Source organism: Nocardia aurea, from assembly GCF_003123685.1.
GTDB lineage: Bacteria > Actinomycetota > Actinomycetes > Mycobacteriales > Mycobacteriaceae > Nocardia > Nocardia aurea.
In genome coordinates this window covers 15,943-42,090 of the sequence record NZ_QCYJ01000099.1, presented here as the reverse complement: position 1 = coordinate 42,090, position 26,148 = coordinate 15,943, and the positions used below count along the sequence as shown (strand labels likewise).

Genomic DNA, 26,148 nt, shown 5'->3' with positions numbered 1-26,148 from the left:
CCCTGCGGTCCCCCGGACCCATGCTCGAATTCCTGCGCGGTCGTGACGTGCTCGTCGCGGGCTGGGGCGTCTCGGGACGCTCGCTCATCGAGCCGCTGCGCGATATCGGCGCCAACCCGGTGGTCACCGACGCCGGCGCGACGGCGCTGGCCGAGGCCGCCGAACTGGGGCTGGAGGTCGCGTCGTGCGTCCAACTGGAATCCACCGAGCCGAGTGATCCGACCGGCCTGAGCCGGTTCGCGCTCGTCATCACCAGCCCCGGCTGGCGCCCGGACTCCCCGGTGCTCGCCGCGGCGGTGACCGAGGGCATCCCGGTGTGGGGCGACGTCGAATTCGCCTGGTGGGTCGATCAGGCCAGGATCTACGGTCCGGTGCGCAAATGGCTGGTGATCACCGGAACAAACGGCAAGACCACCACCACCCAGATGACCCACGCGATCCTGCGCGCCGCGGGGATCCCGAGCGTGGCCTGCGGCAATATCGGCCTGCCGATCCTCGACGCGCTGCGACGCAATCCCGGCCCGCAGGTACTCGCGGTGGAACTCTCCTCGTTCCAGTTGCACTGGGCGCCGTCGGTGCGTCCGGAAGCGGGTGTCGTGCTGAATGTCGCCGAGGATCACCTGGACTGGCACGGCGGCCTGGACGCCTACGCCGCGGCCAAGGCGCGCGCGCTGTACGGCCGGGTCGGAGTCGTCGGTCTCGACGATCCGGTGGCGGCCTCGCTGGCGCGGCGGGCGAAGGCCAAGCGTGTCATCGGTTTCCGGATCGGGGTGCCCGCCGACGGTGAACTCGGCGTGGTGGACGGCAAACTGCTCGATCGTGCCTTCACCAAGGCCGCGATCCTGGCCGAGACCGCCGATATCAGCCCGCCCGGTCCCGCCGGTGTCGCCGACGCGCTGGCCGCGTCCGCGCTGACCAGGGCCATCGATGTCGCTCCGCAGTTCGTGCGCGAGGGACTCATCGAACACAAAGTCGGTCCGCACCGCGCCGCCTTCGTGCGTGAACTCGGCGGCGTCGATTTCATCGATGATTCCAAGGCGACCAACCCGCACGCGGCCCGGTCATCGATCCTGGCGCATCCGCACGTAATCTGGCTCGCGGGCGGACAGCTCAAGGGCGCGACCGTCGAGGATCTGGTCGAGGAAGTCGCCGAACGGCTCGTCGCTGCCGTGCTCATCGGGGCCGACGCGCCGGTGATCGCGGCCGCGTTGGCGCGACACGCACCCGAAGTCCCTGTGGTCGAGGTGCGCGCGGGAGACGATATCTCGATGCGTGACGACCCGTCGAGATCCGAGAAGGCCGATGCCGTCATGGCCGAGGCGGTCCGGACGGCGGCGGGATTGGCGGGCAACGGCGACACGGTGCTGCTCGCGCCTGCCGCGGCCTCCCTGGACATGTTCGCCGACTACACCCATCGCGGACGCAGCTTCGCCGCCGCGGTGCACGCGCTGGAAGACGGTGACATCGGACGGCAGCCATGACGGAGGCGACGCGACGGAACTGGAACGGTCGCAAGGCCGCGCGCCCGGCAGCCGCCAAGGCGAGCCCGGGCACCCGTTTCGGCGCCTGGCTGGCCCGCCCGCTCGCGTCGTTCCACCTGATCGTCGCCATCGCGACCCTGCTGACCGTGCTCGGACTCGTCATGGTGCTGTCGGCGTCCAGCGTCGAGGCCTATGCCGACGGCGGCTCGGCCTATTCGCTGTTCATCCAGCAGGCCATGTTCGCGGCCATCGGCTGCGTCCTGTTCTACCTGGCGCTGCGGATCTCGTTGAAGCGGCTGCGCCAGTGGTCGTTCCCGGTGTTCGCGCTGTCGGTGCTCGCCCTCGTCCTGGTGCTGATCCCCGGTATCGGCAGTGAGGTGCAGGGCGCGCGGCGCTGGTTCGCCTTCGGCCCGATCTCGGTGCAGCCGTCGGAGATCATCAAGGTGTCGCTGGTGGTGTGGGGCGCGCATCTGCTGGCCTCGCGGCGTTCGGAACACGCGAGCCTCAAGGACATCCTGGTTCCACTGGTACCGGCCGGTCTGCTGGTCTGCCTGCTCGTCGTGCTGCAACCCAACCTGTCGACCACCATCGCGCTCGGCATCGTGCTCGCCGCGCTGCTGTGGTTCGGCGGATTGCCGGTGCGGCTGTTCATCACCATCGCGATCTCGGGAATGATCGCCGCCGGGGTGCTCGCCCTGTCGGCGGGATATCGCTCCGACCGCATGCGCGCGTTCTTCAATCCGGGCGACGATCCGCAGGGCATCGGATACCAGGCCCGCCAAGCGCTCTACTCGCTGGCCGACGGCGGTATCTGGGGCCGAGGGCTCGGCCAGAGCCGGGCCAAGTGGAGCTATCTGCCCAACTCGCACAACGACTTCATCTTCGCCATCATCGGCGAGGAACTCGGCTTCCTCGGCTGCGCGCTGGTACTCGGACTGTTCGCGCTGTTCGTCTACACCGGCCTGCGCATCGCGAGCCGGTCGGTCGATCCCTTCCTGCGCCTGCTCACCGCGACCGCGACCACCTGGATCACCGCGCAGGCGCTGATCAATATCGGCTACGTCGTCGGCCTGCTACCGGTGACCGGCCTACAGTTGCCGCTGGTCTCGGCGGGCGGCTCGTCGCTCGCGATCACCCTGTTCATGTTCGGCATCATCGCCAACGCGGCCCGGCACGAACCCGAGGCGGTCTCGGCCCTGCACGCGGGCCAGGACGGCCGGTTCAGCCGATTGCTGAGATTGCCCAAACCCGAGGTGTACTCGCCCGCGAAGGCGGAATCGGCGCGCGCCCGCTCGGCGGCGGCCCGATCGGGTCAGCGGCCACGCAGGCCCGATCCGCGCGCGCAGTCGCAGTCCGGTCGGCGTCAGCCGCCGGAACAACGTCGCCGTTCGCCCGAGAGCCGCGGCACCAGCTCTGCGCGCGCGACCCGCGCCTGGGAACCGAATTATCCGATGCCACATGCAAGAGAACGGGGTAGATCCAGGTGAGTGACGTGCGGTCCGGACTTTCGGTGATCGTCGCGGGTGGTGGTACCGCGGGACATATCGAGCCGGCACTCGCCGTCGCGGACGCCTTACGCCGACTCGACGATTCGATCCGGGTGACGGCGTTGGGCACCGAGCGCGGTCTGGAGACGCGACTGGTCCCCGAGCGCGGCTACCCGCTCGAGCTGATTCCGCCGGTGCCGTTGCCGCGTAAACCCAGCCTCGATCTGCTTCGCCTGCCCGGCCGGGTGCGGGCGTCGGTGGCACGGACCCGCGAGGTGATCGACACCGTGCAGGCCGATGTGATCATCGGGTTCGGCGGATACGTCGCGCTGCCCGCCTATCTGGCCGCGGGCGGCGGAATATTCGGTCGGCGGCGCGCGGTGCCGGTGCTGGTGCACGAGGCGAACGCCAAGGCGGGTATCGCGAACAAGGTCGGCGCGCGGCGCGCGTCCCGGGTCCTGGCCGCGGTCGCGGGGTCTGGTCTGTCGCGAGCCGAGGTCGTCGGGATCCCGGTGCGCGCCGCCATCACCACCCTGGATCGCGCGAGTCTGCGCGCCGAGGCGCGCGCGCATTTCGGGTTGCCGTCCGATGGACCGGTACTGCTGGTCTTCGGCGGCTCCCAGGGCGCGCGTTCGCTCAACGAGGCGGTCGCCGCGGCCGCGCCGCAGCTGTCGGCTGCCGGGATCTCGGTGCTGCACGCGCACGGGCCGAAGAACAGCGTCGATATCGCCGAATCCGGCGGTGACGCGCGCTATGTCGCGGTGCCGTACCTGTCGCGGATGGATCTGGCCTATGCCGCGGCAGACGCGGTGGTGTGCCGTTCCGGCGCGATGACGGTCGCGGAGGTGTCGGCGGTGGGCCTGCCCGCCTTCTACGTGCCGCTGCCGCACGGAAACGGTGAGCAGGAACTCAACGCCGGACCGGTGGTCGCGAAGGGGGGTGGCAGAATCGTTCCCGATTCGGAACTGACTCCGAAGTACGTCATCGACGAGGTGATTCCGCTGCTGATCGATCCGACCCGGTTGCGCGAGATGGGCCTGGCCGCCGCGGGCGCGGGCCACCGCGACGCCGCCGACGCGGTGGCGCGGATCGCGGTGGAGGTGGCGCAGTCGTGAACGAGCGGAGCGGGCGACCCATGAACACAGCTACGGACACAGGGACGACAACCGCGACGGCGTCGACACGTGCGCGGCGGCCGAGCATCGGCGAGGAGCAGTCGTGAGCGAGGATCGTTCGGCGCTACCCGCCGATCTGGCGCGGGTCCACATGGTCGGCATCGGCGGCGCGGGCATGTCGGGAATCGCCCGGATCCTGCTGTCGCGCGGTGGTGCGGTATCGGGGTCCGACGCCAAGGAGAGCCGGGGCGTGCTCGCGTTGCGCGCTCGTGGCGCACAGGTGCGGATCGGCCACGATGCCAGCGCCCTCGACCTGCTGCCCGGTGGTCCGACGGTGGTGGTGACCACCTATGCCGCCATCCCCAAGACGAATCCGGAACTGGTGGAGGCGAACCGGCGCGATATCCCGGTGCTGTTGCGCCCGGCGGTACTCGCGTCGCTGATGCGCGGGCACCGGACGCTGCTGGTCTCGGGCACCCATGGCAAAACCTCGACCACCTCGATGCTGATCGTGTCCTTGCAGCACTGCGGATTCGATCCGTCCTTCGCGGTCGGCGGTGAACTCAACGAGGCGGGCACCAACGCCCACCACGGCACCGGCGACATCTTCGTGGCCGAGGCCGACGAGAGCGACGGCTCGCTGCTGCAATACGACCCCGACGTCGCCGTGGTGACCAATATCGAATCCGATCACCTGGACTTCTTCGGCACCGACGAGGCCTACGTCCAGGTCTTCGACGATTTCGCCGACCGGCTGACCGAAGGCGGTCTGCTGGTGGTGTGCCTGGACGATCCCGGCTCGCGGGCGTTGGCCGAGCGGGTCGCGCCGCGGCTGGCCGAACGCGGTGTCGAGGTACTCGGTTACGGCTCCGGCGAACTGGCCGACGCGCCGGTGCCGGTCGGTGTCCGGCTGCACAGCTGGGAGCCGCGCGATGTCGGGGGCGTCGCCCAGTTCCAACTGGGTGACGAGACCTCGCCACGTTCGCTGCGACTGTCGGTGCCCGGCAGGCATATGGCGCTCAACGCGTTGGGCGCGCTGCTCGCCGCGCGTGCCTCCGGCGCGGATATCGACGAGATCATCCAGGGACTGGAGGGTTTCGGCGGTGTGCACCGTCGGTTCCAGTTCGTCGGCAGGGAGAACGGCGTCCGGGTCTTCGACGACTACGCCCACCATCCGACCGAGGTGCGCGCCGTGCTCGGCGCCGCCGTCGAACTGGTCAAGCAGGAAGCCCGCGACGGCGCTCGTTCGCGCCAGGGCCGGGTGATCGTGGTGTTCCAACCGCATCTCTACAGTCGCACCGCGACTTTCGCCGCCGAATTCGGCGCGGCGCTGAGTCTGGCCGACGAGGTGGTCGTTCTCGATGTCTTCGGTGCGCGCGAGGAGCCGCTGCCCGGTGTGAACGGCGCGCTGGTCGCGCAGTCGGTGACCGCGCCCGTGCACTACCAGCCCGATATGTCGCGGGTCGGTCGCCAGGTGGCCGGGTTGACGCTGCCGGGTGACGTCGTGATCACCATGGGCGCGGGCGATGTGACGATGCTGGGCAGCCAGATTCTCGACGGCCTCCGGGCTCGGCCGCAGTACGGGCGCTGACCAGCCATGCGATCCGCGGACGAGCCGCGCGCGTGGTGGGAGGAGATCGCCGACAGGCTGCGTCCGGAACGGGTCGGCGGACTGCGGCAGGTGCGCCTGTGGAGTGTGCTCGGGGTCGGTGTGCTCACCGTCGTCGCGGTGCTCGCCTGGTTCACACCCGTGCTGTCGGTGCGCACGGTCGACATCGATGGCCTCTCCGCGGTCGGTGACGCCGAGGTGCAGGAGCGGTTGCGGATTCCCTCGGGGCGTTCGATGTTGCGGATCGACACCGACGCGATGGCGCGGCGGGTCGCCGACATCCCCAAGGTGAGCAGCGTGCGGGTGCAGCGGGAATTCCCGTCCACCGTGCGCGTGTCGGTCGTCGAGCGCACGCCGGTGCTGTATTTCGAGAGCCCGCAGGGCGCGCACCTGGTCGACGCGCAGAGCACCGAATTCGCGATCGAGGCCGCGCCGATCGGCGTGCCGCAGCTGATCACCGGAAACCCGGGCAGCGCCGATCCGGTGACCAGGGCCGCGGTCGCCGTGGTCGCGGTGCTGCCGCCCGCACTGAACATCCAGGTGGGCGAGGTTGTGGCACGGTCGATTTCGGATATCTCCCTGAAGCTCCAGGACGGCCGCACGGTACTGTGGGGCGGAGCCGACGATGCCGAACGCAAGGCGCAGGTGGTGTTACCGCTGCTGACGCGCGAGGGAACGGTGTTCGACGTATCGAGTCCTCATCTGGTCACGGTAAAGTGATCCACACCCATTGCGCCCAGGGTTTTTTCGGTGGTACCGGAGAAGTGGGGCGGGGGCAACCGTTCACGATACGACGTATCGCGCGGCGAGACGAGAGGGATCACACAAGATTCTGTGACTCGTCTCGGCGCGCCTGCGCGCGTATCGAGGCGGCTGCGAATAGCGTTCCGCACCAGTCGGATACTTGACATAACGCTAACCCTATGGTTGAACTTTAGGGTTGGCCCGGGCGGCGGCGCGTGAAGCTCGCCCCCGGGTTTCCTCGGCGGCATGTCCCGAATCCGAAAACGACAGGCTTTAGATCGAAGGAAGGCGAGAGCCCATGACGCCCCCGCACAACTACCTTGCTGTGATCAAGGTCGTCGGTATCGGCGGCGGCGGTGTGAATGCCGTCAACCGGATGATCGAACAGGGACTCAAAGGTGTCGAGTTCATCGCGGTGAACACCGACGCGCAGGCCCTGCTGATGAGTGATGCCGACGTCAAACTCGACGTCGGCCGCGAACTCACCCGCGGCCTCGGCGCCGGCGCCGACCCCGAGGTCGGCCGCCGCGCCGCCGAGGACCACAAGGACGAGATCGAAGAGGTGCTCAAGGGCGCCGACATGGTGTTCGTGACCGCGGGCGAAGGCGGCGGCACCGGCACCGGCGGCGCGCCCGTCGTCGCCAGCATCGCCCGCAAACTCGGCGCGCTCACCATCGGTGTCGTCACGCGTCCCTTCTCGTTCGAGGGCAAGCGGCGCGGCGGACAGGCCGAAACCGGTATCAACCTGCTGCGCGAATCCTGCGACACCCTCATCGTCATCCCGAACGACCGGCTGTTGCAGCTCGGCGACGCGGCGGTGAGCCTGATGGACGCCTTCCGTTCCGCGGACGAGGTGCTGCTCAACGGTGTTCAGGGCATCACGGACCTGATCACCACCCCCGGTCTGATCAACGTCGACTTCGCCGACGTCAAGAGCGTGATGTCCGGTGCCGGTAGCGCGCTGATGGGCATCGGTTCGGCGCGCGGGGAGGGCCGTTCGGTCAAGGCGGCCGAATCCGCGATCAACTCGCCACTGCTCGAGGCCTCCATGGACGGCGCGCACGGTGTGCTGCTGTCGATCGCGGGCGGTTCGGATCTCGGGCTGTTCGAGATCAACGAGGCGGCCTCGCTGGTCCAGGAAGCCGCGCATATAGAGGCCAACATCATCTTCGGTACGGTCATCGACGATTCGCTCGGTGACGAGGTGCGTGTCACGGTGATCGCGGCCGGATTCGACGGCGGCGGTCCCTCGCGGCGTCCCACCTACGAACCGCCGAACAAGTCGACCAGCACCATCGGGTCGAGCACGGCGGGGGAGATCGGGAGATCGCCGCGTTCCTACGAACCCGTGACACGGGGCACCGACAGTTCGTCGCCCTCTTCGCGCCCCCCGAGCCGGACGGTGCCGAGCTATCAGGAGTCCGAGGAGATCCGGGTGAAGAACGCCGAGGCCTCTCGCGCGCGTGCCAACCCGCCGGAGCCCGACGACGATGACGACGTCGACGTGCCGTCGTTCATGAAGCGCTAGTTCGCGCCGCCGCTCCCGCTGAAATCGTCGGCGGGAGGTCTGTCACACCGCCACACTCGACGCGGGGGTGCGGCTGTCTGCCACGAGGCTGATCCGTGCGGGATCGGCCTCCGTCTGTTTTCTACGTTGCGCGCGCCACGGCGCTGCGGATTTCGGTGGACCGCGCCGAGGGCTACTACCCTCGGCAGCATGACTGCTGCGACGACCCTGACCGTCCGACGGGTGACAACGACGAGGACCGGCGGTTTCTCGGAGCCACCGTACGATTCGTTCAATCTCGGTGATCATGTCGGCGACGACCCGGTCGCGGTGCGCCGCAATCGCGAACGCCTCGCCGAGGGGATCGGGTTGACCCCGGACCGTTTGGTGTGGATGGAGCAGATCCACGGCCGCAATATCGAGATCGTCGACGGCCCGCGATCCAAGCCGGTGCCCGCGACCGACGCGCTGGTCACCACCGTGCCGAATCTGGCATTGGTCACACTGTCGGCCGATTGCGTGCCGGTGCTGCTGTCCGACGGCGAGGCCGGGGTGATCGCGGCGGTGCACGCCGGTCGTATCGGCGCGCGGATCGGGATCGTGCCGCGAGTGCTCGAGGTGATGGTCACGCTGGGCGCGCGGATCGATCGGATCGGCGCGTTCCTCGGACCGGCGGCCTCGGGGCGGCAGTACGAGGTGCCTGCCGCCATGCGCACGGACGTCGAGAAGCATCTGCCGGGCAGCGCGGCGACCACCGTGCGCGGCACGCCGTCGCTGGATCTGCGCGCCGGTATCCGCAGACAGCTCACCGAGGCCGGTGTGGGCGGGGTGGCGGTCGACCCGAGGTGCACCATCGAGGACAAGACGTTGTTCAGTCACCGGCGTGGCGCACCGACCGGTCGGATTGCCGGTGTGATCTGGATGCAAGCGGGTATGTGAGTGGAAGTGCCTGCGCACGGCCGGGTTTCGTGGCCGGTGCGCGGGTCGTGACGGGAAGGTTTGGTAGGTGTGAGCGGGACCGCGGAGTCGACGGTCGAATCGAGGACGACGGTTTTGTCGACCAGGCTCGACGGGTTGCTGCACAGGATCGAGGCGGCATGCGAGGCGGCGGGACGTGATCCCGGATCGGTGCGACTGCTGCCGGTGACGAAATTCTTCCCCGCCACCGACGTGGAGATCCTGTACGGACTCGGCCGCCGCGACTTCGGCGAATCGAGGGAGCAGGAGGCCAGCGCCAAGGTCGCGGCACTCGGCGAATACCTGGCAGCACAGGACGATTCGGACATTCGCTGGCATATGATCGGCCGGCTCCAGCGCAACAAGGCCCGCGTCGTCGCGCGGTGGGCGCACACCGTGCATTCGGTCGACAGCGAACGGTTGGCAACGACCCTGGACACCGCCGCGCGGGCCGCGCTCGACGCGGGGGAGCGCTCCGATCCACTGCGGGTACTCGTGCAAATCAGCCTGGATGACGATCCCGCCCGCGGTGGTGTTGTGGCACGCGAACTCGATGCTCTCGCGGATCGGATCGCGGGTTTGCCGGGACTGCGGCTCGGTGGCCTGATGGCTATCGCGCCACTGGATGTTCCGGCCGATAGCGCATTTGCTCGACTTGCGACCTTGCACACGTCCTTGATGGCCCGACACCCCGAAGCGACCGAGCTTTCCGCAGGAATGTCGGGCGATCTGGAGGCCGCCGTCGAACATGGTTCGACATGTGTGCGTGTCGGTACCGCTCTGATGGGCGCGCGACCGATAACCTCGGCGTAGCAAAGAAACCTCATCAGTCACATATGACACATATGCTTGGGACGGACGAGGGGCTGAGCAAGACTTCAACACCCGGCCGCCACCGGGGCCGAAGGAAGGTCGACCAGTATGAGCGAGCGCAGCGAGCGAACAATCGTCGCAGCCACCGTCGTGGTCATGACGCCGCCTAGCGACAGCGAGGCGCGGTCATGAGCACGCTGCACAAGTTCAAGGCGTACTTCGGCATGGTCCCGCTCGAGGACTACGAGGACGATTACGTCGACGACCGCGCACCCCGTGGCGCGGGCGACCGTGGTGGACCCCGGCCCCGCGGGTACTCCGATCGCGGTGGCTACGGCGATCGTTACCCCGAAGATCGTTACGGCGCCGAACGATTCGGCGCCGACCGGTTCGACGACGAGTCCGGCTACCCCGAGCCCGCGTACAAGTCGCCCTACAAGGGCGGCTACCCGAGTTCGCGCGACTACGCCGACGAGCCGTACGGCGACGACCGCTACGAGGCGCCGAGGCGCCCCACCCGTATCGATGCCGCCCCTTCGTCGGGCAGCCGATTCCGGGCGGGCGGCGGTGCGCCGATGATGCGGGGAGCCACCAGGGGTGCGCTCGCCGTGGATCCCGACGCCGAGGAGCGCAGGCTCGAGGAGCGCGTGCGCCCCGAGCCCGTCGTGGCCCGCAGGCCCGGGATCTTCGAGGACGGAGGCCCCTTGTCCAAGATCACCACGCTGCGCCCGCGCGATTACAGCGAGGCCCGCATCATCGGCGAGCGGTTCCGTGAGGGCAATCCGGTGATCATGGACCTGGTCGACCTGAGCAACGCCGACGCCAAGCGGTTGGTCGATTTCGCGGCAGGACTCGCGTTCGCGCTGCGTGGCTCGTTCGACAAGGTCGCGACGAAGGTGTTCCTGCTCTCACCGGCCGACGTGGACGTATCGGCGGAGGAACGCCGTCGCATCGCGGAAACCGGCTTCTACAACCAGAAATAACAGCTCGATCCGGGGGGTGACGCGGTTCGTTCGCGTCCGGGGCGGTGTGGTCATTTTGCGCGGCGCGGATTTTGGGGCAGAGTGATCTGGTGGCCTTGTTCGCGGTGCTGTACTTCGTACTGTTCATCTTCTGGCTGTTGCTGATCAGCCGGGTGATCGTCGAGTTCGTGCGCAGTTTTGCCCGCGACTGGCGTCCCACAGGCGTCGTGGTCGTCATCCTGGAGGTGATCTTCACGATCACCGACCCGCCGGTGAAACTGCTGAGACGGTTGATACCGCCGGTGTCTCTGGGGGGAATTCGCCTGGACCTGTCGATAATGGTCCTGCTATTCGTCGTCTTCATCCTGATGTCGATCGTGAGCAGGCTCGGCCAACCGGTAGCTCCGGTGTGACAGAATGGGCTCAGATACCTTGCTAGATCTGCTCGATCTCCAAAAGACGCGTGAAGGGATCCTTCCATGCCGCTGACCCCAGCCGATGTGCACAACGTCGCGTTCAGCAAACCGCCGATCGGGAAGCGCGGCTACAACGAGGACGAAGTAGATGCCTTCCTGGATCTCGTGGAGCAGGAGCTCTCGCGTCTGATCGAAGAGAATGCGGACCTGCGCCAGCGGGTTGCCGAACTCGATGCCGAGCTCGCCGACGCCAAGTCGAACCGCCCCGCCGCGCCCGCGCAGGTCAAGGCGCCGATACAACAGGCGCCGCCGCCCCCACCCGAACCGATCAAACCCCCGGTTCAGCAAGCCCCGCCGGTGCCGATGCCGGTCGCCGCGCCGATTCCCAAGGACGCGCCGGGCGCGGACGCGAATCTGCAGGCAGCCAAGGTGCTCAGCCTCGCCCAGGAGATGGCGGACAGGCTCACCAGCGACGCGAAGACCGAGTCTGAGAATTTGCTGTCCAACGCGCGGGCGAACTCGGAGCGACTGGTGGGCGATGCCCGCACCCGCTCCGAGGCGATGATCGCCGACGCGCGACAGAAGTCGGACGCGATGCTGTCGGACGCCCAGAGCCGTTCGGACAGCCAGTTGCGGCAGGCCAAGGAGAAGGCCGACGCCCTGCAGGCCGACGCCGAGCGCAAGCACACCGAGATCATGGCGACCATCACCCAGCAGCGCAGCGTGCTGGAAAGCCGGATCGAGCAGCTCAAGACCTTCGAGCGGGAGTACCGCGTGCGGCTGAAGTCGTACCTGGAATCGCAGCTCGAGGAGTTGGAGAACCGCGGCTCGGCGGTCCCGGTGGACGGTGGCGAAGCCTTCGCCGACGCCAACACCGCGAACAACCTCGCGCCCGCCTCGTTCGCCAAGGGCGGCAAGTAACCTGGCTGCGGGCGATGCGGGCCCCGCATCGCATGTCGCCTGAACCGCTGTTCGAGTAGCTGGAAGCACAGTCGAACCGCCTGGGACGCCTAGGGGGTCATCATGCTCGTCTTGACGCTCGTCCTTGCCGCAATCGGATTCGCCCTGCTCGTGACCGCGCTGACCACCGGGTCGGTGCTGTGGGCGTGGGGTTGCATCGTCGTCTGCGTGATCGGTGCTGTGATGTTGCTGGTCAGTGCATTATCGATGCGCAGGCCGGACGGCGACGCACCGCCGCCGCCGAGGCGCCACGCGAAGCGGTGATCCGCCCTCCGCCGGGAATCCGTTCGACAGCGCTGGTTAGAATCGAAGAACTACACGGCGTCGATCCGGCCATCACCGGGGAGCCTTCGGAAGAACGGCGCATTCGCGCCAAGTAGAACCGAACGGGTGAGCCCGTCACAGCTCGTCACGAGAGGTCCGGCCCGATCGTTGCCGGACAAGCGGGGTGGTACCGCGGTTGCGGCGCAGCGGGCGCCGTCATCGTCCCCGTGCCGACACCGAACGCGCCGGGTGGCGCGGTGGCACGAGGAGACGTATCCGCGATGGCGGACGACAGCAAGAGCGCATATCCCCGCGTAGACCTGGGTGCGGGCAGCGACGGCACGTTCCCCGACCTGGAACGACGCGTGCTGGACGCATGGGCCGCCGACGACACCTTCCGCGCCAGCATCGACAACCGCGCCGGTACCGGGCCGGGCGAGGAGTTCGTGTTCTACGACGGACCGCCGTTTGCCAACGGTCTGCCGCATTACGGTCACTTGCTCACCGGATACGTCAAAGATCTTGTTCCGCGTTTCCAGACGATGCGCGGTAAGCGCGTCGACCGCCGTTTCGGCTGGGACTGTCACGGATTGCCCGCGGAAATCGAAGCTGAAAAGCAGCTGGGTATCACGGACAAATCACAGATCGATGACATGGGGTTGGCGGAATTCAATGCCGCCTGCAAATCCTCGGTGCTCCGGTATACCGGTGAATGGCGCGACTACGTCACCAGGCAGGCGCGCTGGGTCGACTTCGACAACGACTACAAGACCCTCGATCTCGACTTCATGGAGTCGGTGATGTGGGCCTTCAAGTCGCTGCACGACAAGGGCCTGATCTACCAGGGGTTCCGCGTCCTGCCCTACAGCTGGTACGAGCAGACCCCGTTGTCGAACCAGGAGACCCGCCTCGACGACGCCTACAAGATGCGCCAGGATCCGGCGGTCACCGTCGACATGGTGTTGTCGGTCGATCCGGACCATCCGCTGCGTGAACTCGACGGCGCGAACGCGCTCATCTGGACCACGACACCGTGGACGCTGCCCTCCAACCTCGCGATCGCGGTACATCCAGACGTGCGCTACGTGCAGGTGCGGACCGAGGACGGCAAGCGGTATCTGCTGGCGGCCGAACGGGTCTCGCACTACGCCCGCGAATTCGGCGAGCAGCCGGAGGTGCTCGGCGAATACGACGGCGCCGCGCTGGCCGGGCTGGCGTACGCGCCGCCGTTCGACTTCTTCCTCGGCCACCCGAACGCGCACCGGGTGCTGAACGCCGACTACGTGACCACCGATTCCGGCACCGGCATCGTGCACCTCGCACCCGCGTTCGGTGAGGAGGATATGGACGTCGCCGCGGCCAACGGCATCACGATCGTGCAGCCGCTCGATCAGGGCGGCAAGTTCACCTCGATGGTCCCGCCCTACGAGGGGCTGATGGTCTTCGACGCCAATCCGGTGATCATCAAGGATCTCAAGGCGGCGGGAAAACTGTTGCGCCACGAGACGATCGAGCACTCCTATCCGCACAGCTGGCGTTCGGGCCAGCCGCTGATCTACATGGCCGTTCCGTCCTGGTTCGTCGCGGTCACCCAGTTCCGCGACCGGATGGTGGAGCTGAACAAGCAGATCGAATGGGTCCCCGAGCACATCCGCGACGGGCAGTTCGGCAAATGGCTCGAAGGCGCGCGCGACTGGAACATCAGCCGCAACCGCTACTGGGGCAGTCCGATCCCGGTCTGGGTCTCCGATGACCCGGCTCATCCGAGGATCGACGTGTACGGCTCGCTCGATGAGCTGGAACGCGATTTCGGCGTGCGGCCGACCGATCTGCACCGCCCGATGATCGATGAGCTGACCCGCCCGAATCCGGACGATCCGACCGGGCAGTCGACCATGCGCCGGGTGCCGGAAGTGCTCGACTGCTGGTTCGAGTCCGGGTCCATGCCCTACGCGCAGGTGCACTACCCGTTCGAGAACAAGCAGTGGTTCGACTCGCACTTCCCCGGCGATTTCATCGTCGAGTACAACGGGCAGACCCGGGGCTGGTTCTACACCCTGCACGTGCTGGCGACCGCGCTGTTCGACAGTCCGGCCTTCAAGACCGTCGCCGCGCACGGCATCGTGCTCGGCGACGACGGGCTGAAGATGTCGAAGTCCAAGGGCAACTACCCCGATGTTAACGAGGTGTTCGACCGGGACGGGTCCGACGCCATGCGCTGGTTCCTGATGAGTTCGCCGATCCTGCGCGGCGGCAATCTCATCGTCACCGAACGCGGTATCCGCGAGGGGGTGAGCCACGCGCTGCGCCCGCTGTGGAACGCGTGGACCTTCCTGCAGCTCTACGCCTCGGCCCCCGGCACGTGGCGCACCGATTCCCCCAATGTGCTCGACCGCTACATCCTGGCGAAGCTGGCGGCGACCCGCGACGTCATGACCGAGGCGCTGGAGAGCTACGACATCGCGGGCGCCTGCGAGGAATTGCGTTCCTTCGCCGACGCGCTCACCAATTGGTATGTGCGCCGGTCGCGTTCGCGGTTCTGGTCGGAGGACCGTGACGCCGTCGACACCCTGCACACGGTGCTCGAGGTCGCCACCAGGCTCGCCGCGCCGCTGCTGCCGCTGATCTCCGAGGTGATCTGGCGTGGACTGACCGGTGGACGCTCGGTGCATCTGACCGACTGGCCCGAATCGGCCTCGTCGGCCGAATCGGCCGCCGCGCTGCCGCGTGATCCGGAATTGGTGGCCGCGATGGACGAGGTCCGCACGGTCTGCTCGACGGTGCTCGGCCTGCGCAAGGCGCAGAATCTGCGGGTGCGGCTGCCGCTCGCCGAGGTCACCATCGCCGCGGCCGATGCTGAGCGTCTGCGTCCCTACGTCGACATCATCGCCGACGAGGTGAACGTCAAGAAGGTCGACCTGACGACCGACGTCGCCGTGCACGGCCGCTTCGAGCTGGTCGTCAACGCCAGGGCGGCGGGGCCGCGACTGGGCAAGCAGGTGCAGACGGTGATCAAGGCGGTCAAGGCGGGCGAATGGTCCGAGGACGCCGAGGGTGTCGTCAGCGCGGCCGGTATCACGCTGCTGCCGGAGGAGTACACCCAGCGGCTGGTCGCCGCCGAACCCGAGTCCACCGCCGCACTGCCGGGCAATGCCGGTCTGGTCGTGCTGGATTCGGTGATCACCGAGGAACTGGAAGCCGAGGGGTGGGCGCGCGATCTGATTCGCGATCTCCAGGAGACCAGGAAATCGCTCGGTCTCGACGTCTCCGACCGCATCACGGTGGTGCTCGGGGTGCCCGGCGATCGGCTGGACTGGGCGCGCACGCATCGCGATCTGGTGGCGGGCGAAATCCTCGCCACCGACCTGACATTCGGTGATCCCGGCGCCGATGCCGCCGAAATCGTCGGCGGTGTCAAGGTTTCGATCGTCAAGGCGTGATCGGAGCCCGTCGGGGCGGGCGCACGCTCGCCCCGACGGGCCTGTTCGTTCGTCGCGGGTGCCGTCGACCACGCGGCTCGACTGTCGCCGCCTCCGCCGGGTCTTCGCTCGTCGCCCTCCGCGTGGGGTTCGCGGTCGCCCGAAAGCGGGTGGCGTGCCGGTTCGACTGACCCGGACTGCTTGCGATTTACAAGCAGATTCTTGTGATAAAGGTCACATGCTAAATATTTGCTGGAAGCATTGTGGCGATCTTGTCGAGCCCGGCAGAATTTACGGATGTGACCGGTGTGGTCGAGAGGCACTCTCGACGATTCGGGTGCATGATCAGTGGTTTGTCCTACGTGAACCGCGTTTTCCGGGCTCCGACAGTCCGATGACGCGCTGTGGTCTACGGCAACTTTCCCGCCTCGGGACAGATGCTAAGAGTTAGCCAGGCCGCCGTTCGGCGGCCGACAGCTAGGCCGACAGTGAGGGGCGAGCACGTGAACAGGAAACCGTTGCGCCGGATGATCTTCGGCTTCTTCATCTCCGCCACGGCCACTCTGCTGCTGGCCGGGCCCGCATTATCGGATACCGAGAGCGTATCGGGCAGCTCCGGATCGGCATCCGGTTCCGGCTCCGGCAGTTCCAGCGGATCGGCGGCACTTCCGGTGCCGAGCATCGCCGGACTCGGCGCGCTGGCCGCGGCGACCACCCAGACCGGCAAGCCCTACGAATGGGGCGGTGTCGGCCCGAATTCGTGGGATTGCTCGGGGCTGGTGCAGTGGGCGTTCCGGCAGGTCGGCGTGAGCCTTCCGCGTACCACCTGGCAGCAGGCCACGGTCGGTGCGCCGGTCCCGCGCTACGCGCTGTCACCCGGCGACGTCGTCGTCCTCAACAGCGACGGTTCGCACGTCGGCATCTACGCCGGATTCGGCCAGGTGCTCAATGCCTTCGACTGGGGCGTCCCGGTCGGCCTGACCCCGCTGGACAGGTTCGACATCTACGCGATCCGCCGCTTCTGACCGACCGGGCCGCACACGGACGCTAGACGGTCTCCGCGACCAGTTGGTGCAACAGCGGCCCGTACTCCGGATGCGCGAGCGCGGAAGCGAATTGGGCGACCAGGTAGTCGGCGGGATTGCCGGTGTCGTACCAGCGACCGCTGATGACCTGACCGAAGACCGGATTGCGCGAGGCGTGCGCGTTGATGGCATCGGTCAGATAGACCTCGCCCTCGCGGTGCTGATACCAGCGCTCGGTCTGCCGTCGCAGTTCGTCGACGATGCCGGGGGTCACGACATAGCCGCCGATCGCGGCGAAGGCCGACGGCGCGTCTTCGGGCTTGGGCTTCTCCATCAGACCGGTGATGCGCAGCAGACCGTCGCCGCGATCGTCGGCGACAACGGGCACGCCGTAACGTTGCGAATCGGACGGGGCCATCGGCATCAGCGCGAGCACCGGCGCGCCGGTGGACTCGTAGGCGTCGATCAGCTGCTGGGCGCGTGGCACGTCGGCGACGAACACGTCGTCGGGCCAGAGCACCAGCATGGGTTCGTCACCGGCGTTGCGGGCGGCGTTCAGCACGGGTGTGCCGTTGCCGTAGGGGCCGTGCTGGTCGAGATAGGTGATGTGGCCGAGCCGGGACAGATCGCCGACCTCGGCGACCGCATCGGCGTACGCGGTCTTCCCGTCGGCGCGCAGCTGGGCGACGAGCGCGGGGTTCGGACGGAAATGATCCTGGATCAACGACTTGCCGCCGCTGACCACGATCGTGATATCGGTGATGCCGGAAGCCACCAACTCGCGGACGGTGTGCTCGATGACGGGTTTGTCGCCGACCGGCAGCATCTCTTTGGGGATGGCCTTGGTCAGCGGGAGTAGGCGTGAGCCGATTCCGGCAGCCGGGATGACGGCTTTGCGGATCTTCATGAACCGATCATCACATACCTCCGGTGCTCCCTGGCCCGTTCGGCGGGCGTTGGCGCGCCCGTGTCGATCTTGGGCGACGGAGGTATCGGTCCAGGTCACGGCCCGTTCGGTGGGCGCGGGGTCGCCGGTGCGGTCGCCCGCATACTCACAGCGGATCGACAGCTACCGGCCGGTGACGAGCGCGGCGCGTCCGGCCGCGTGGCCCGCGATACGCTGCCCCGACCCGCCATGGGCGAACCGGATTCCTTCGGCACGCGACGGCTCACCGAGGGCGTGGACGTGTCGGTGGCGCGGCGTAGATTCCGGTGCGTGAGTGGACGCACCGGACAACGGCCGTGAGTAGCGGTGACGTGCGCGCCCGCCCTCGACGGCGGGCGCCCCGGCCCGACCTCGCGGGGTCCGCCGGATCCGGGGAATTTCGGTCCGGGAAATATTCAGCGACGCCGCAGTGAACGCGACCGTGCGACAGCCCTACCCGCCCGATCACGCCGATCGGGTCGCGCGCCGCTGGGTGCTCCACATCGATATGGATGCCTTCTTCGCCTCGGTCGAACAGCTGACCCGGCCGACCCTGCGCGGACGACCGGTGCTCGTCGGCGGCGCGGGCGGTCGCGGTGTGGTGGCGGGCGCCAGTTACGAGGCGAGGGTTTTCGGCGCGCGCTCGGCGATGCCGATGCATCAGGCCAGGCGGCTCGTCGGGGGCGCGGCCGTGGTGGTGCCCGCGCGCGGTGTCGTCTACGGAGTCGTCAGCGGCCGGGTCTTCGACGCGTTGCGCGGCCGGATTCCGGTGCTGGAGACGTTGTCGTTCGACGAGGCGTTCGGCGAACCCGTCGAACTCGCCGGGGCGAGTACCGCCGCCGTGCACGAATTCTGCGCCGAACTGCGGTCGCTGGTCCTCGAACGGACCGGACTCGTGGCCTCGGTCGGGGCGGGTACCGGGAAACAACTCGCCAAGATCGCCTCCGGCTTGGCCAAACCCGATGGTATCCGCGTGATTTCGCCCGTCGAACAGCGAGAACTGTTGGAAGGACTGCCGGTGCGCAAGCTGTGGGGGATCGGTCCGGTGGCCGAGGCGAAACTGCGATCGCTCGGCATCGAGACCGTCGGCGCGTTCGCGGCCCTGCCCGAGCAGGAGGCGGTGTCGATTCTCGGCGGCAGCGTGGGGTCATCGATGCACCGGCTGGCGCGCGGAATCGACGATCGCCCGGTCGCCGAACGCGCGGAGGCCAAACAGATCAGCGCCGAGACCACATTCGCCACCGATATCGTCACCATGGCCGGACTCCGATCCGCGATCGAGGCGATGACGGCCGCCGCGCACCGTCGACTGGAGAAGGACGGACGCGCCGCGCGCACCGTGGTGCTCAAACTCAGGAAATCGGATATGAGCATCGTGACCCGATCGTTCACACTCCCGTACGCGACCACCGATCCGATCACCCTCGGCACCGCGGCGCAGCGTTCGGCGATCGATCCGGCCGAACTCGGTCCGATCCGGTTGGTAGGCGTCGGATTCGGTGGACTCTCGACGGTGCGCCAGGAATCGCTCTTCCCCGAACTCGACCAGATGCCGATCGAGGACGTCTCCGAAACCGGTTGGGGCTCAGAGCCTGTCGCCGAGTCGGTGGGCGCGGGTGGTGCGGGTCGCGCGCACTGGTTTCCCGGAATGGACGTGTCACATCCGGAATTCGGACACGGGTGGGTGCAGGGCGCGGGACTCGGCGTGGTTACCGTACGGTTCGAGACAAGCTCGACAGGGCCGGGTCCAGCGCGTACCTTCAGCGCCGACGACATCGGTCTGTCCCGGGCGGATCCGCTCGGCAGTCTCCACTGACCGGTAGCCTGTGTGAGCCGTGCAGCGCCGCCGGTGAAGGTGAAGCCGCGCGGCGATGTCGGGATACCTCCCGTGACCACCTACTCGAACGCAAAGGACGAGCAGTTGAAGCTTCGTAAGACTGGACGCATCGCGATCGCCGGCCTCGCCGTTGTCGCCGCTCTGAGCATGACCGCATGCGGCAGCGACGACAAGAACGACACCGCCAAGCCGACCAAGACGTCGACCAGTGCGAAGGCCACCGTCGCGGCGAACGTGCCGCCGGTCCCGAGCGTGGCGGAGTTGAACGCGCAGTTGCAGAAGGCGCTGGATCCCTCGGTGCCCAACTCCGAGAAGCTGAACATGGTGCAGGGCGCCGAGGCCGATCCGGAGCTGCCGAACCGCCTGGCCGAGGCGTACAAGGCCACCAATGCCTCGGTCGAGGTCACCGAGGTCACCGCGTTCGGTGACACCATCAACGCCAAGGCCAAGGTCGTCCTGAACGGCCAGGAGAACATCGCCGACGTGCCGTTCGTCGCCGAGGACGGTGTGTGGAAGGTCCAGAAGGCGTGGGCCTGCCAGATGCTGGCAGCCCTCGGTCAGCAGTCGACCGCCTGCAGCTGAGATCGATGTGGAGGGCGTTCCGGTCCGTCGGGCCGGGCGCCCTCCACATGTTTCCGGTCGGTTATTTCCGGTGAACGCGCAGGCCAGGAGGTCGGAGCCGGGGACGAGAGCGACTGTGCGGTACCGGCAACGGTTTTCGCTCTCAGGAATGATGGTTACCATCACCCTCCGTGGCTGACACGATGGTGTGGGCGGGGCAGCCGTCCGTCCGGGAAATCGACAACGGGACGGGACCGCGCGTCGCGCGCGGAGGCTGGGCCGCTCCTGTCGCCCTCATCGCGGCATTGATCGGCGCGCTCTGCGCGATCGCGGTGCCGCTGCTCCCGATCCGGGTGGACGCGGCGACGCTGTCCTGGCCGCAGGCGGATTCGACGCGCAGTATCGAGGCGCCCCTGATCGCCTACGCGCCGTCCACCTTCCACGCGACGGTGCCCTGCGCGGCGATCGATCGGCTCGCCGCCGACGGCGGTGTGCTCGCGGCGACCGGCCCGACCGGAGCCCCCGACCTGGCCAGGTACGGATTCATCGCCCAGGTGCAGGCTCGCTCCGAGGACACCCCGGCCCGGCTCGACGTGGTGTTGCGCAATCAGGCGCTGTTCACCGTCGCGCTCGATCGACTCGAACCCGGCTGCGTCCTCACGGTGGACGCCGACAACGCGACGGCGACCGCGACCCTCAGCGCGTCCGGCATCGCGCCGGTCACCCTGACCGGGGATTTCCGCCCGCAGATGGTCGGCATCTACAGCGATCTGGACGTCGCGAACGGCACTCGGGTCACGGCCGAACTCGATACCAGGTTCTCCTCGTCCCCGACGCCGCTCAAACGCGCGGCGATCTGGCTGGCCGTCCTGGCGACCGCGGTAGCGCTGATCGCGCTGGCGCGACTGGACCGGCGTGACGGCATGCGGCCGACGCGACGACGGCCCTTCTCGCTGCCGCGGCAGTTCACGATCCTCGACGGCGTCGTCGTGTCGACACTGGTGATCTGGCATTTCATCGGTTCCACCACCTCCGACGACGGTTATCAACTCGGCATGGCCCGCGCTTCGGGCGCTTCGGGCTATATGGCCAACTATTTCGCCTACTTCGGCGTCCCCGAGAATCCGGTCGGCACGCCGTACTACGACCTCATCAGGGTCATGGCGCAGATATCGACGGCGAGTCCGTGGGTGCGCCTGCCCGCCCTGCTGTGCGGTGTGTTCATCTGGCTGCTGCTCAGCCGCGTCGTCGTGCCCCGGCTCGGAGTCGCGGTGCGTCACAGCGCGGTCGCCCGGTGGACCGGCGCGTTCGGCTTCCTCACCGTGTGGATGGCCTACGACAACGGTCTGCGTCCGGAACCGCCCGTAGCGCTGGGCCTGCTGCTGACGTGGTGCGCGGTCGAGCGCGCGATCGCGACGCGGCGGATGTTGCCCGCCGCGTTCGCGGTGCTGGTCGCGGCCTTCACCGTGACGGCGGGACCTTCCGGTGTCATCTGTATCGCGGCGCTGCTCGCGGGATTGCGGCCGGTGGCGCGCATCGTCATCGAGCGCGTCGGCCCGGGTCTGCGTCCGGGGCGGTGGCTGCTCGGTTTCGCCGTGCTGGTCGCGCCGCTGGTCGCGGCCGGACTGCTGGTGCTGGCGATCGCGTTCGCCGACCAGCCGATCGCCGCCGCGCTCGAGATGCAGCGCGTGCACCACGTCATCGGTCCCGATGTGCCCTGGTACCAGGAGTATCTGCGCTACCAGTACCTGTTCCAGGGCGAGACCGACGGTTCGGTCGGACGGCGGATCGGTGTCTTCGCGCTGCTCGCCGGTCTCGTGGTCTGCGTGGTGATGGTGCTGCGCAAGGGCGGCCGGATTCCGCGTACCGCGGCCGGGCCGTCGCGGCGGATACTCGGCACCACCGCGGGCGCGCTGGTGCTCATCATGATCACGCCGACCAAGTGGACCCACCACTTCGGTGTCTTCGCCGGTGTCGCGGGCGCCGTCGCGGTGCTGACCGCGATGGCGGTGGGCCCCCGGGTACTGCGCACACCGCGTAATCGGGCCCTGTTCGCCGCCGTGGTCGCCTTCCTGCTCGCGCTGGTGTTCTCCGGTCCCAACGAATGGTGGTACGTGTCCTCCTACGGCATGCCGTGGTGGGACAAACCGCCGGTGGTGGCCGGTTTCGCGGTGAATCAGCTGTTCCTGTGGCTGGCGCTCGCGCTGCTGGCGGTGGCGGCCTGGTGGCAGGTTCGAGCGCCGGAACCCGGTACCCCGCACCGGGTTTCGCGTATCGCCTGGCGGGTCTCGCTTTTGCCGCCGCTGACCATCGCGCTCGCGCTGCTCGTGGTGTGGGATCTGGGGTCCTTCGCGAAGGCCGCCGTCGCCCAGGGCCCCGCGTTCTCGCTCGCGCGCTCCAATATCGACGCCGTCACCGGCGACCCGTCGGGCCTGGCCGGACACGTACTGGTCGAAACGGACCCGAACGCGGGAATGCTGCGTCCGCTCACCGGCGACGCGTTCACCACGCTGGCCGGGACCGGAACCGGATTCACCCCGTCGGGTGTGGCGAACGACCTGCGCCCCGACGACGAGGCGACCGGCTCGGTCGGCAGTATCGCCGACGCGTTGAACACCGACAGTTCCCGCGCCGGAACGGGATCCGGTACCGCGAGCGCCGCCCTGCCCTTCGGCCTCGATCCCGCCACCACCCCGGTGCTCGGCAGTTACCGATCCGGTGACGCGGGCCCCGCCGAACTCACCACCGGTTGGTATCGGCTGCCCGCGCCGGACCAGCGCGCGGGCATCGTCGCGCTGAGCGCGGCGGGCCGGATCCGCTCGGTGGACGCAGACGGCGTCGTCACCCCCGGCCAGACACTCGAGATCGAATACGGCACGACCGATTCCGATTCGACCGCGCGCGCCGAGGGCCGGGTGGCCCCGATCGATATCGGCCCCGCCCCTTCGTGGCGCAACCTGCGGGTGCCCTTCACCGATATCCCGCCCTCGGCCGACGTCATCCGCGTCGTCGCCGTCGACCGCGACCGGAACCCGGCCCAGTGGCTGGCCTTGACCCCGCCTCGCGTGCCGCGCACGACCACACTGCGCGACCTGGTCGGCTCCAGCACCCCGGTCCTCACCGACTGGATGGTCGGCTTGCAATTCCCCGGCCAGCGCCCCTACGACCACCGCCACGGCATCGCCGAGATCCCCGCCTACCGCATCCTGCCCGACCGCCCCGGCGCCGAGATCACCACGCTGTGGCAGAGCCACGACAAGGGCGGTCCTCTCGGCTGGTCGGATATGCTGCTGCGCGCCCGCACCCTGGCCACCTACCTGAACCACGACTGGCGCAGGGACTGGGGCGAATTGCAGCAGCTGACCAGGATCGACTCCGGCGCGGTCCCCGCCGCCCCGGTGATCACCCAACGGGACCACTCCGGCCTGTGGACTCCAGGAGAACTCAGCACCGTGTGGTGACCGACCGATGCCCGAGTCGACCTGTATCCGGCACCCACCCTCCCCCACACACCCCACACGGAGCGAGTCTTACGAGCGACCGTTCGCGGCCCGTCTCGCGTCCGAGCGGTCGAAGCGCATGCGCCGAAGGCGCGAGTCTCGACCGCTCGGACGCGAGACAAAGGGGGCCGCGAACCCGCGGCCCCCGGGCCGCCAACTATCCAGCTACGCGGATGGCGAGGGCGACGAGGTCTTCGCCGGTCAGGCCGGGGTAACCGTGCAGCAGGGAACGCCAGCGCGGCGGCACGGCGGACGCGCCCCATCGGGCGCCGAGCAGCGCGCCCGCGATGGCGGCGGTGGTGTCGGTGTCGCCGCCCGCGCGGACGCACAGTTCCAGGGCCAGCGGCAGGTGGGCGGGGCCGGAGGCGTCGGCGGTGGTGATGGCCCACCATGCGGTCTGGAGGGCATGGACGACCCAGCCGTTGTGCGCGAAGTCGCTGGGTGCTCCGGTTTCGGCGGCGTCGAGCAGACGGTTCCAGTAGTCGGCGCTCGCGGATCGTGCGACGTAGTCGCGCACGCCGTCGAGATTTCCGGCGAGTACGGCGTGCCTGATGGCGTAGGTCCAGATCTTGCAGGCTTCGATCGCCTGCTGGTCGTGGTGGGTGAGCGCGCTGACGATTCCGGCCATGCGGTCGCATTCCTCGGCGTCGTCGAGGTAGGCGAGCGCGACGGGAGCGGTGCGCATGAGTGATCCGTTGCCGCCGGTGCGGCCTTCGATCGTCATGGCCTGTATCTGCATCTCGCGCGCGGATTTCGGGCGGGTGGCGAGTACTTTGGCGGTCTGGACGCCGATGTCGGGTGGGTCGAAGTCGAACCAGCGGACGAAGCCGGCGGCCACCGCGTCGAGGTCGATGCCGGGGCCGGGGTCGGCGGCTTGGGCGACCGCGATAGCCATCGATGTGTCGTCGGTCCATTCGCCGGGCGCCCAGCGGCACATGCCGCCGCCGATCATGCCGATCTCGGCTTCGGCGTCCGGATAGGTGAATTCGTATCCGGCGCCGAGGGCATCGCCCGCCGCGGTTCCGAGCAAGGCTCCGGCTACCCGGTCCCACTGCCTGTCGTCCAACCTGATCCAACCCCTCGATACCGCGTCGATCGGACAATGTACCCGAGATCGGGCTGTCGTTCCGCTGTCCCGATGTGACAGAGGTGGGCCGGTTTTTCTGTCTCAGGACGACGAAAGATGCTCCGCGCGAACCCGGTTCGGCGATGGGCGGGGCGGGTCTCGCGGACCGGGTCTATCGGATCGGGGCTTCGGGGAGCGGTTTCGAGGCGGGGCGCCGGGCGCGGCGGGCGCGGGTGAGGGCGTCGGTGGTGAAGATCGCCAGTGCGGCCCAGATCAGGGCGAAACCGGCCCAGCGCGAGGCGGGCATCGGTTCGTGGACGACCGCGACGCCCCATGCCATCTGTAGCGCGGGTGTCAGGTATTGCAGCAGCCCCATGGTCGACAGCGGAACCCGTTGCGCGGCGATCGCGAACAGCAGCAGCGGAACCAGCGTCACCGGACCGGTCGAGACCATCAGCGCCGTGTGGGCGGGACCGGAACCGAATTCGCTGCGGCCGGTCAGCACGAGTACCAGGATGAAGCCGAGCGCGAAGGGCGCGGCGACGATGCCTTCGGCGGCGATCCCGCGCAGCGCGTCGAGCCTGATGACCTTCTTGACCAGTCCGTAGACCGCGAAGGAACAGGCGAGCACCAGCGCGATGACGGGTGGCCTGCCGTAGTCGACGGTCAGTACCGCCACGGCGACCGCGCCGAGCCCGAGGGCCGCCCACTGCGCCTTCGCGAGCCGCTCGCGGAAGATGACCACCCCGAACGCGACCGTGACCAGCGGGTTGATGAAGTAGCCGAGCGCGCATTCCACCACGTGTCCCGAGGTCACGCCGAAGACGTAGGTGCCCCAATTGATCGACAGCGCCGCCGAGGCCAGCGCCGCCATTCGCCATGTCCTGCCGTCGATGCCGCGCAACTCGCGCAGCCGTCCGGAGACGACGAGCACGATCGACACCAGCACCAGCGTCCACACGATCCGCTGTGCCACCACCTCGGCGGCGCTCGCGAAGGCGAGCAGCCCGAAGAACGCGGGAAACAGCCCCCAGATCAGATAGGCGCTCGCGCCGAACGCAACACCGGGAACCGCCTCGACTCGCCGCACTCGTCTCACGGTACTTCGCCCCCGTGACCCATTCAGAACCGATCGGTTTGTTTATTTCGATCGCGCTCGGCCTGCTCGGCGCGGGAAGCGGCACGGCGGGCACGGGCAGCGCGGGTAACTACCCGCCGCCCGCACCGACCTACACCCTGTTACCGGGCGGGATCGTGCGCATAGAGCCGGGACCGGGTGGTCCGCCGACCGGATGGTGGTGCGGTGGGGCCTCGCTCAATCCACCCACCTACTTCGCCGCGCCTCACGGGGCGCCGCTGCCGCAGGACCTGCATTTCCCGCCGGGGAGCACCGTGCAGATCGAGTGCACCAGCGGTTCCGATGTCAGAGCGCGGGTCGAGTTGGTGACCCTGCCCTGACGGCGGAAATCCGGCGGCCTCGGTCCCCTGTGGGGCCGAGGC

General features: G+C 68.4%; 21 protein-coding genes. 18 read left to right on the top strand and 3 right to left on the bottom strand.

Annotated features, from left to right (window positions below; translation table 11 throughout):
* The first annotated feature begins 20 nt into the window (after window positions 1-20).
* From murD to DAT37_RS19490, 14 genes are all read left to right on the top strand, one after another.
* On the top strand, window positions 21-1,481 hold the full coding sequence (murD, locus tag DAT37_RS19555; protein ID WP_109526246.1) for a UDP-N-acetylmuramoyl-L-alanine--D-glutamate ligase: 1,461 nt from the start codon (window positions 21-23) through the stop codon (window positions 1,479-1,481).
* Window positions 1,478-2,968 (top strand): putative lipid II flippase FtsW, encoded by a 1,491-nt coding sequence (gene ftsW, locus DAT37_RS19550; protein ID WP_109526245.1) that lies wholly within the window; start codon window positions 1,478-1,480, stop codon window positions 2,966-2,968. Before murD ends, ftsW begins: the two co-directional genes overlap by 4 nt.
* On the top strand, window positions 2,965-4,083 hold the full coding sequence (gene murG, locus DAT37_RS19545; protein WP_109526244.1) for an undecaprenyldiphospho-muramoylpentapeptide beta-N-acetylglucosaminyltransferase: 1,119 nt from the start codon (window positions 2,965-2,967) through the stop codon (window positions 4,081-4,083). The genes ftsW and murG overlap by 4 nt, the downstream gene beginning before the upstream one ends.
* 151 nt (window positions 4,084-4,234) lie before the next feature.
* Window positions 4,235-5,674, top strand: a complete 1,440-nt coding sequence (murC, locus tag DAT37_RS19540) for a UDP-N-acetylmuramate--L-alanine ligase (protein WP_232839880.1) — start codon at window positions 4,235-4,237, stop codon at window positions 5,672-5,674.
* A gap of 6 nt (window positions 5,675-5,680) precedes the next feature.
* Window positions 5,681-6,412 carry a cell division protein FtsQ/DivIB gene (locus tag DAT37_RS19535; RefSeq protein WP_109526242.1) on the top strand — a complete coding sequence of 244 codons (732 nt, stop codon included), beginning with the start codon at window positions 5,681-5,683 and terminating at the stop codon, window positions 6,410-6,412.
* A 322-nt stretch (window positions 6,413-6,734) separates the two neighbouring features.
* Window positions 6,735-7,964 (top strand): cell division protein FtsZ, encoded by a 1,230-nt coding sequence (gene ftsZ, locus DAT37_RS19530; protein ID WP_109526241.1) that lies wholly within the window; start codon window positions 6,735-6,737, stop codon window positions 7,962-7,964.
* 189 nt (window positions 7,965-8,153) lie between these two features.
* Window positions 8,154-8,882 carry a peptidoglycan editing factor PgeF gene (gene pgeF / locus DAT37_RS19525; RefSeq protein ID WP_109526240.1) on the top strand — a complete coding sequence of 243 codons (729 nt, stop codon included), beginning with the start codon at window positions 8,154-8,156 and terminating at the stop codon, window positions 8,880-8,882.
* Between the two features lie 60 nt (window positions 8,883-8,942).
* The gene (locus DAT37_RS19520) at window positions 8,943-9,713 is read left to right on the top strand and encodes a YggS family pyridoxal phosphate-dependent enzyme (protein ID WP_408637423.1); all 771 of its coding nucleotides are present in this window, start codon (window positions 8,943-8,945) and stop codon (window positions 9,711-9,713) included.
* A 188-nt stretch (window positions 9,714-9,901) separates the two neighbouring features.
* Window positions 9,902-10,696 (top strand): cell division protein SepF, encoded by a 795-nt coding sequence (locus DAT37_RS19515; protein ID WP_109526239.1) that lies wholly within the window; start codon window positions 9,902-9,904, stop codon window positions 10,694-10,696.
* A gap of 89 nt (window positions 10,697-10,785) precedes the next feature.
* Window positions 10,786-11,088, top strand: a complete 303-nt coding sequence (locus tag DAT37_RS19510; protein ID WP_109526393.1) for a YggT family protein — start codon at window positions 10,786-10,788, stop codon at window positions 11,086-11,088.
* A 66-nt stretch (window positions 11,089-11,154) separates the two neighbouring features.
* Entirely contained in the window at window positions 11,155-12,012 is an 858-nt protein-coding gene (wag31, locus tag DAT37_RS19505) for a DivIVA-like cell division protein Wag31 (RefSeq protein ID WP_109526238.1), read from the top strand.
* Window positions 12,013-12,114: 102 nt separating this feature from the next.
* On the top strand, window positions 12,115-12,315 hold the full coding sequence (locus tag DAT37_RS19500; protein ID WP_109526237.1) for a hypothetical protein: 201 nt from the start codon (window positions 12,115-12,117) through the stop codon (window positions 12,313-12,315).
* Between the two features lie 281 nt (window positions 12,316-12,596).
* A complete protein-coding gene (gene ileS, locus DAT37_RS19495; RefSeq protein WP_198654355.1) occupies window positions 12,597-15,755 on the top strand; it encodes an isoleucine--tRNA ligase in 3,159 nt (1,052 codons plus the stop codon).
* Between the two features lie 506 nt (window positions 15,756-16,261).
* Complete coding sequence (locus DAT37_RS19490) at window positions 16,262-16,759, top strand: NlpC/P60 family protein (protein ID WP_109526392.1); 498 nt, start codon at window positions 16,262-16,264, stop codon at window positions 16,757-16,759.
* A gap of 22 nt (window positions 16,760-16,781) precedes the next feature.
* Here the strand turns inward: DAT37_RS19490 and DAT37_RS19485 are convergent, their stop codons facing one another.
* Window positions 16,782-17,666: a UTP--glucose-1-phosphate uridylyltransferase gene (locus DAT37_RS19485; protein ID WP_109526235.1), complete on the bottom strand. Its 885-nt coding sequence runs from the start codon at window positions 17,664-17,666 to the stop codon at window positions 16,782-16,784.
* Between the two features lie 526 nt (window positions 17,667-18,192).
* Here DAT37_RS19485 and DAT37_RS19475 point away from each other — a divergent pair.
* From DAT37_RS19475 to DAT37_RS19465, 3 genes are all read left to right on the top strand, one after another.
* Complete coding sequence (locus DAT37_RS19475) at window positions 18,193-19,500, top strand: DNA polymerase IV (protein WP_232839879.1); 1,308 nt, start codon at window positions 18,193-18,195, stop codon at window positions 19,498-19,500.
* A 72-nt stretch (window positions 19,501-19,572) separates the two neighbouring features.
* The gene (locus tag DAT37_RS19470) at window positions 19,573-20,103 is read left to right on the top strand and encodes a hypothetical protein (RefSeq protein ID WP_408637422.1); all 531 of its coding nucleotides are present in this window, start codon (window positions 19,573-19,575) and stop codon (window positions 20,101-20,103) included.
* A 170-nt stretch (window positions 20,104-20,273) separates the two neighbouring features.
* Entirely contained in the window at window positions 20,274-23,543 is a 3,270-nt protein-coding gene (locus DAT37_RS19465; RefSeq protein WP_232839864.1) for an arabinosyltransferase domain-containing protein, read from the top strand.
* A 196-nt stretch (window positions 23,544-23,739) separates the two neighbouring features.
* Here DAT37_RS19465 and DAT37_RS19460 read toward each other — a convergent pair whose 3' ends face one another.
* Together DAT37_RS19460 and rarD are read right to left on the bottom strand one after the other, a co-directional pair.
* Window positions 23,740-24,654: an ADP-ribosylglycohydrolase family protein gene (locus DAT37_RS19460; RefSeq protein ID WP_109526233.1), complete on the bottom strand. Its 915-nt coding sequence runs from the start codon at window positions 24,652-24,654 to the stop codon at window positions 23,740-23,742.
* 166 nt (window positions 24,655-24,820) lie between these two features.
* Window positions 24,821-25,738, bottom strand: a complete 918-nt coding sequence (rarD, locus tag DAT37_RS19455; RefSeq protein ID WP_109526232.1) for an EamA family transporter RarD — start codon at window positions 25,736-25,738, stop codon at window positions 24,821-24,823.
* A 23-nt stretch (window positions 25,739-25,761) separates the two neighbouring features.
* On the opposite strand from rarD, the gene DAT37_RS19450 reads away from it, so the two are divergent.
* The gene (locus DAT37_RS19450; protein WP_109526231.1) at window positions 25,762-26,106 is read left to right on the top strand and encodes a hypothetical protein; all 345 of its coding nucleotides are present in this window, start codon (window positions 25,762-25,764) and stop codon (window positions 26,104-26,106) included.
* The last annotated feature ends 42 nt before the right edge of the window (window positions 26,107-26,148 follow it).